This window comes from Methanolobus psychrotolerans, from assembly GCF_002243045.1.
GTDB classification, from domain to species: domain Archaea; phylum Halobacteriota; class Methanosarcinia; order Methanosarcinales; family Methanosarcinaceae; genus Methanolobus; species Methanolobus psychrotolerans.
In genome coordinates this window covers 55,402-62,859 of the sequence record NZ_MBKP01000016.1, presented here as the reverse complement: position 1 = coordinate 62,859, position 7,458 = coordinate 55,402, and the positions used below count along the sequence as shown (strand labels likewise).

The window sequence follows — 7,458 nt, the reverse complement described above, 5'->3', positions numbered from 1 at the left end:
TGTGTATTTTTTGTTGAGAATATAAATTTAAATTTTGTATTGTTCTGTGTTATCAAACTTAATATTGTGGCTTTGGATATGGTTCTTTCAAACAGGTTAAAGAAATCGCTAAGCATTGTCTGAGTTATGTGAATGATACGGACTTTTATATTTTCTTTTTTGGCCTCTATCTTTTTTCCAAATAATTTTTCGTATTCTTTTATGCCGTTGACACTTTTTAAACTTATTGTTTTTACTTCACAATTTCCTGTAAAGTCACATACTTGAAGCAATACTTTCTTATATCCCTTGCCAATAATCTTAATCATGGATTATACCTTTTTGCGAGTTATTTTGATGTTTGCAAACCTAAAATAGCTTTAATTAAGTATAATCCTTTCTATATAACTTAGATTTTGATTTAAGCTATGTTTATGCAAATTTTTACAGAAACAAGTATTTTAAGAAGATATTAGGGGAAAAGAAGAATTTTAGAGGCAAATGGTTAAGCCTCATATATCTACTCATTTTAAAGATGGTTTTCCTAGTACTTAGTGTCAGGCGACTTGGGCCTGCGGCGCTGGTGACGGAAGGACCATGAGAATGGATGTTTGTTATTGCTTATAGAAAAATAGGATTTGCTTTTAAAGCAGAAACAACTATTCATTGTAGCAGGAATCGAGACTTAGATAATCTTCATTCTCCTTCAGACGGAGAAGATTGAGTGCTTGTAAATTGCCTATAATTCTCCTGTAAGCCTTAATCCTCTTCAGCTAGACATTCACCTTAATAATCTGTAAAAACCTCTCAAATGAATTATAGAGATTTACCAAGGCCATCTCAAGAGTATATCTTGTCAGTTATCTTTTGCAAGTATTCAATTAAAGATGGTATCCGATAGCTGACGTTTGAGGCATAATTCCTTTAAGAAGTTTTTTGCAACCTTTGTGGTTAAAATTAAGTACAGGTTTTTACAAGCCATTATTTAATGAATGGTTAATTCTACCTTGGGTTATGAAATTATAGGAAATCAATTAACTACGTCTTTGAATATCTGTTTAAAATATTTCCTTAAAATTAAGTAACATTTTACTTTGCCTTTTCAGGAAATATCTATCAATAGCATTCTGTTTCTCAAATCTTGTTTATAATTAAATTTATATAGTGTCCACAATTAATAGTGGACATTAGTAGAAATTTGTGGAGTGGTCAAATGAAAAACTATGAGAGTGGGGAGCTGAAGTACCTAGTATGCTCTGCTATTGCAGATGGTCATATCACCTGCGGGGATATTTTCAAACACATTGAATATAAAAGCAGTTATAATTCCTTTAGAAGAGACTGTCGGAAAAGTCGATCAGTATGAATATTAGGACTACTTATAACAACAATGGCCAAGAACATACCAATTCCAGTTTTCTTCAAAGTATCTACAGATAGTGATTTAATTAGTGCTTATGACTATTTAATTATGCACACATGCCAAAAATTGTCGTGTTTGAGGACTTTTCCGACAGTCTCTAGAAGTGGCCTTAATATGTTAAAGCGACGAGGGTTCGTTAGATTTGACGGTGTTAGTCAGTCATCGAAAAATCCGTTCCATCGGAAACGTATGTATGCATTAACATCCAGGGGCCAGAAATTTTTGGATAATCCTCAGGAACGATTGCAGCTAAAAGAAACAGGGATACATCAACGAATAATGCGACTAATAGAACAGCAACCGGAATTTCTTCAAAAGCTGGCAGAAGAAAGATCCAAGATGTCGCCTGAAACATTAGTTCAATATGTCAATAGTAATCTAGGGACTCATTATTCTGACATTGGAATGATAACTAATCTCATTGAGAAGATGGAAGAAAAAAAAGAGGATCTGATTGTCAATGACAAGTATTATGTCGAAACAATGTCTGAAAATGATGCTTTGAAAATTAAATATAATGAGGTAATCCTAGAAAACTATAAATTAAAACAGCAGTTGCGAAATCAAAAAACTCAATCTTTCAATAATAAACAGAAAGCAGAACCTGTAAATCCATCTAAACTGGTGCGAGAAGATCAACAATCACAACTTGCTATTCACCGCAAAAAGGTAGCATTATACTATTTGAGTAACAGAATGTATCTTGATGTATATTTCTTTCAGGAATGGGGATATGTAGTACCGGTGAAGGTAAAAGGAGTTAAATGGTATTCCAGCAATTCAGTAGAGTTTTTATCGAAGAGCAATAAAGAATTTGAAAGGCAGCATGTAAAGCAAATGAATCCTGATCAGATATATGGGAGTCAGTTTTCTATCTGGGAGATGAAAGAGGATGGAATTGTGATAGTTGGAAAGGGAGTTACCGAAAAAGGAGAGATGATTAAGTTTTAAATATATTGAAAAAGGCCATCAATCAATATTGATTGTGACCTTCTACAATCCCTATTATAATCCTAGTAGGGCATCGTATCTTTTTGTAGCCCACTCGTACAATGCTTCAATCTCATCACTGGAATATACATCATTTTCGAGTATATCAATTATTTCTGGACTAAGAACTTTCGGCATTGCATCAGTAAAGTAGTAAGCTTCTGTCAGAAACTCTTTCATTGCAATGGGGCCGACATTTTCTTTTGAAATACAATCAACTATTCGTATGCGATTAATTCCTTTTTTACAGTTATTCATTTTTTCACCATTTATTACTTTACTCATAATAAATCCATTTCAAATCCCCTTTTTTTTGCAAAGAATTAGTATGGAAATTAACCCATGCTTAATTTCTTCATTTTATCAAGAGTCTGTGTTTTCAACTAATGTCCATAATAATAATTTTTACAAATTATTTGATTTCTTGAATTTTGGGGATTTTGAAATAATTTATCTTATGTACACATTATTTTTGTGTACAAACTATACATGGAATTTATTCTATATATCTGTATTCCTTTAGTAATCGCATTGCAGAGGCAATGCAACGTAGTAGTGCTATATAAGTTTTTCTGAACAAATTCAGGGAACACTTATATATGCGGAATGCTTTTTCAAAATAAATTTATATTTGCTATAATTTTATTTTATATATGTGTAAGCCACAAATTTATTTTTACCAATGAATATTAGATGGTAAATGAAATTATAGTTATTAACTAAACATTTATTACTAATTAAGTACAAATAATACCTTATGGCTAGACCAGAACAAATTCCTATAGAGCGCCATCTTTCATCCGAAGAATTGCTTAAACATATCAAGTCATTAGAGAAATAAAGAGGACGTGTGCTCGTTTCTATCAACTATTAAAAACAGCAACATGGGAAAGAGAATAGTGATCATTCTTGACAATTTCAGATCACATCGGGCAAAAGATACAGTGGATTTCTCATTGGAAAATAATATCGAATTGGTCTATTTACCTCCATATTCGCCTGACCTGAACCCAATCGAATTCATCTGGAAGAGTGTCAAAAGAATAATTTCCTGTAATTTTGTCAAAGATCTCGACTGTATGAAAAAACTGATTGCTGAGACGTTTATTAGTTGTTCATCAAATCTTAGTTTTGCAAGAAAATGGATTGAGAAATTTCTGGATAATAAGTTAGAAAAATTAAGTAATTAACTATAAATTGGAACTCATATGTGTACAGGGGTATCGCTGATCCTCGTGTCAACAATGATAGTTAAAATAATATCATACCTGTTATCACAAGTTCTCTTGTTAACTAAGCGGTTGAAAAACGATGGTTATCATCTTTGCCTTTCGATCATAGACATTGTTTAACAAATATTTACCCTTTGTGAAGAGGATTATTTTGATTTAACTTATGAAAGTAAATTTTCAATTACCGTTCAAATGATGATTTCTGCATAGCTGAATTATTCATATCACTGCAAGTCTCCCTGAATCTGTCAGAGAATATCCTTCTTCATCTGAAATATATCCCATGGTCTTCAGTTCTCTCAAGTGATTATAAGTCATACCTTTTGAGATGCCTACATTAGCAGCAATATTTTCCACTGACATGGTCCCTTTTTGTATTAGTTCAAGAATCATTTTTTTTGTTGGGGACAAATTGAAGCTAAGAATAGGGAACTCTATCATGAAATTGTCTTCTTCTGTGACATAGACTACCTTTTTGACCATATCACTTCGTGCAAAAGCACCATATAATGCACCAAAAGCCTGTGGTTTTCTTCCACCTGACACATTGATAAGGACATTTCTGCTCAAAGCATGCTCTTTTTCGATAATGTCTGCAACATCTTTCGCAACTCTGACAGGATCATATAGTGATGTAATAACCTTTTTGATTTCTATAAATTTTCCAAAGGTGGCTTCAAGAGTGTTTTCCGCCTGGACTTTTCTATCGACTGCACCTTCTTCGGTCAATATGATCACTTTTGAAGGAGATAGTCGGGTCACGCATATCAGCACAGGCTCGAGATTATAAAGAGTGGTTATCAGAGTTGAATCTGTCATTGACGTTATATTAGTATGAATACTATATATTTTTAATTGGTCTTTATACTATAATTTTATTTAGTAGATATATGTGTTTTGCTATAAATGTCGAAAGTTATATATTCATCAAGGTTTGTTAATAGTAGGTATTCACTAATAAATACAATATGTATTTAGTTTGGTGAATAGTGGTTGCGGGTTGGGACTGCTGGGGGTACAAAAGTAACTGGAAATGCAGCATGGCCACGAATTTGGTTATGCTGCTTCAAAAACGGTATTATCTCTGAATTGTGAAACTTCAACAGATGCACATAAAAAGGTTTTAATCAGATAAACTGTATTTATATTTATATTTAGTAAGAAATTAAAAAAATACAAAATATATTTCAAATTACTATGTTCTTGAATCGTAATAATGTTTAATTTGTGATAGAAGATTTTAATCAGATTTTAGTTGAATCTTGATATGGAGGAATGTGATTGGTTGAAGCAAAGCTCAATTATGATCAGTTAAAAGCAGTTTCCTGCACAGGAGGGCCTTTGCTTATACTTGCAGGCCCCGGTTCCGGAAAGACATTGACAATAACCGACAAAGTAGCACGGTTAATAGAAAGCTTTTCACCTCCTGAAAAAATCATCGCTCTCACATTCTCTGAAAAAGCTGCAGACGAAATACAAAACCGAATTGAGAAAAAAATTGGGAATGCTACCGGAATTACAATTTCTACCTTTCACTCGTTTTGTAATGATCTTATCAGGGATTTCTCCATGGACATAGGCATCAACCACGGCATTCGTCTCATCTCCAAAGAACATTCACATGTATGGAGCATAAAGAACATCGATTCATTCAATTTTGAATATATTCCTATTCCAATTATGCCTTCAGACCTCATTAAAAACTTACTGGAAGGGACTTCACAATTCCATGACCAGCTGATCTCTCCTGAAGAGCTGGGTGAATATGTACAAGGTCAATTGTCATCCGAAGGAGAAATGAATGTAGATGAGATCGATAAGCTACAGAAACTCGCAGACCTTGCTAAGTTCTACCATAATTATCAGAAATACAAATGGAATAACAACTTCATTGATTACGATGACATGATCACTCTGGCATGCAGACTGCTGGAGCGCAATGAGATTGTCAGAAAAAGGATACAACAGCTCTATGATCACATGCTTGTTGATGAGTTTCAGGACACGAACTATGCACAATTGCATCTGGTACATCTTCTGGCCGACGGCGGTGGAAACCTGACATGTGTAGCTGATGATGATCAGTGTATCTACAGATTCAGGGGTGCATATCTTTCAAATATCGATCAGCTGGGTGAATTATATCCATCTCTTGAGAAAATTGCCCTTGGGATCAATTACAGGTCTGCAGAGCCCATAGTAAAACTCTCACAGGAGCTGATCAGCCAGAATCCTGACAGACAGGAAAAACAGCTTGTATCAAATAATGGTGGGATTGCACCTGTTAAGGTAGTGAAGGCACCAAACGATGTGAGCGAAGCAGAATGGGTTGCCGGTGAGATATGCAGACTTTTGGATGAGAAAATAGTGGAACAAAAAGATATCTACATACTTACCCGTAAGAGAGCCGACGGGAAAAAGTTCAGTGATGCTCTTAAGCGTCATATGGTTCCGGTGGAATACGTTGGTAGCCTGCAGATCAATGATTTACCATTGATACAGGACGCTCTGGCTTACATGCATTTTGTTGCTGATCCTTTCAATAATGGAGTTGCATTTGCCAATATCCTTTTTAGGGAAGGGGGGACAGAGCATACCTTGCAGAAGATCAATATAATGGCAGGCAAGCTTCAAGAAATGGATAATATGCAGGGAGATGGCATCTATTCTGTACTGCTGCATCATCTGGATGAACTTGACCTTGAACAGGCAGACCTTGTCAAGTCCATACTTGAGAGATTGCAGGAGCTGATCGAATACAAGAAGAAACATCTTCCTTCGGATACCCTGAAGCACCTGCTGATGAACATTACGGACCTTTACCGCTCACAGGCACATGAGAACAGCAAAAATTCCCACAGGAACATCGAGGTTTTAAATTCCCTGGTGAAGATAGTGGAAGATCTTGAATTGATAGACGGTAGTGCTGAGTTTGAACTGGTCATGGAGCACCTGGAACTTGTCTTTGACCTTGAGATAGAGGGCAGTGAGTCAACAGATGATAATACTGTAAAGGTCATGACCATCCACCAATCCAAGGGTAAAGAGGCAAAGGTGGTATTTGTTTGTGATATGGCCACTAGGCATCTGCCCCTGCAATACAAGAGTAAGAAGTTCACGGTGCCTTTTAAACTTATAAAAGGTGTGCAGCGGGATGTGGATGAAAAAGTATTGCATCTTGAAGAGGAAAGAAGACTTGCATACGTTGCCATGACCCGCGCAAAAGAGCAGCTTTACCTTGTTTTCCCTGAGAGATATACTGGCAATGTAAAAGGCGTTAAATCCAGCCAGTTCCTGGAAGACATCAGGTTTGCCAGTAACCCTCTGGTAGAGTTGATCGAGGCTGAGCAGGTCGAAGAACAATTCGAGCTGGATACTGATTCACCGCTTAAGAGAAAGATGGCAGAGCAGGAAAGTCTCATCAATATGTATTCTAAGCAGGGACAATTGACGCATGCAATTGAATCCCTTGTAATGCTGGCCCAGTTAAAGGAGCTGGAAAAAAGTGGGAATCCTGATAATCTTGACTTTGTTCATCCAGAACTTGCTGAATTGAGAGTGGTGGATGTGAGTGAAGGGATTGTGGGAGCAGTGGTTGAGAGAGTTAAGGGGATTGTGGATCGGATATTGAAGGAAGACTTCGAGGTAAGGGAGGAGCCGACCTGTCGGTTCTGTGATTATAAGAGAATATGTGAGTTTCATGAAACATAAATTGAAAAACATTTTCAAAAGGAATATATAAAGATTGGATTGTTCTAAGATATTACTGCATTTTTAATTTAGATGCATGCCATTCATCCTATGCAGAGTTTTTGACGGCAATCTGCAGGAACT

The 7,458-nt window shown here is 35.7% G+C and carries 5 protein-coding genes and 1 pseudogene; 3 read left to right on the top strand and 3 right to left on the bottom strand.

Annotation, left to right across the window (positions count from 1 at the left end; translation table 11 throughout):
- Positions 1-308: pseudogene (locus BB781_RS06980) on the bottom strand (transposase); the annotation flags it as partial.
- Positions 309-1,624: 1,316 nt separating this feature from the next.
- Between BB781_RS06980 and BB781_RS06975 the strand changes: the two are divergent.
- Positions 1,625-2,353 (top strand): hypothetical protein, encoded by a 729-nt coding sequence (locus BB781_RS06975; RefSeq protein WP_129582656.1) that lies wholly within the window; start codon positions 1,625-1,627, stop codon positions 2,351-2,353.
- A 54-nt stretch (positions 2,354-2,407) separates the two neighbouring features.
- Here BB781_RS06975 and BB781_RS06970 read toward each other — a convergent pair whose 3' ends face one another.
- Positions 2,408-2,677, bottom strand: a complete 270-nt coding sequence (locus BB781_RS06970; protein ID WP_094227784.1) for a hypothetical protein — start codon at positions 2,675-2,677, stop codon at positions 2,408-2,410.
- A 563-nt stretch (positions 2,678-3,240) separates the two neighbouring features.
- On the opposite strand from BB781_RS06970, the gene BB781_RS16445 reads away from it, so the two are divergent.
- A complete protein-coding gene (locus tag BB781_RS16445; RefSeq protein ID WP_094227783.1) occupies positions 3,241-3,582 on the top strand; it encodes a transposase in 342 nt (113 codons plus the stop codon).
- A gap of 261 nt (positions 3,583-3,843) precedes the next feature.
- On the opposite strand, the gene csa3 is transcribed toward BB781_RS16445, so the two are convergent.
- Complete coding sequence (csa3, locus tag BB781_RS06960) at positions 3,844-4,443, bottom strand: CRISPR-associated CARF protein Csa3 (RefSeq protein WP_094227782.1); 600 nt, start codon at positions 4,441-4,443, stop codon at positions 3,844-3,846.
- 462 nt (positions 4,444-4,905) lie between these two features.
- Here csa3 and BB781_RS06955 point away from each other — a divergent pair, with 462 nt between their 5' ends.
- The gene (locus tag BB781_RS06955; protein ID WP_094227781.1) at positions 4,906-7,335 is read left to right on the top strand and encodes an ATP-dependent DNA helicase; all 2,430 of its coding nucleotides are present in this window, start codon (positions 4,906-4,908) and stop codon (positions 7,333-7,335) included.
- Positions 7,336-7,458 lie beyond the last annotated feature (123 nt).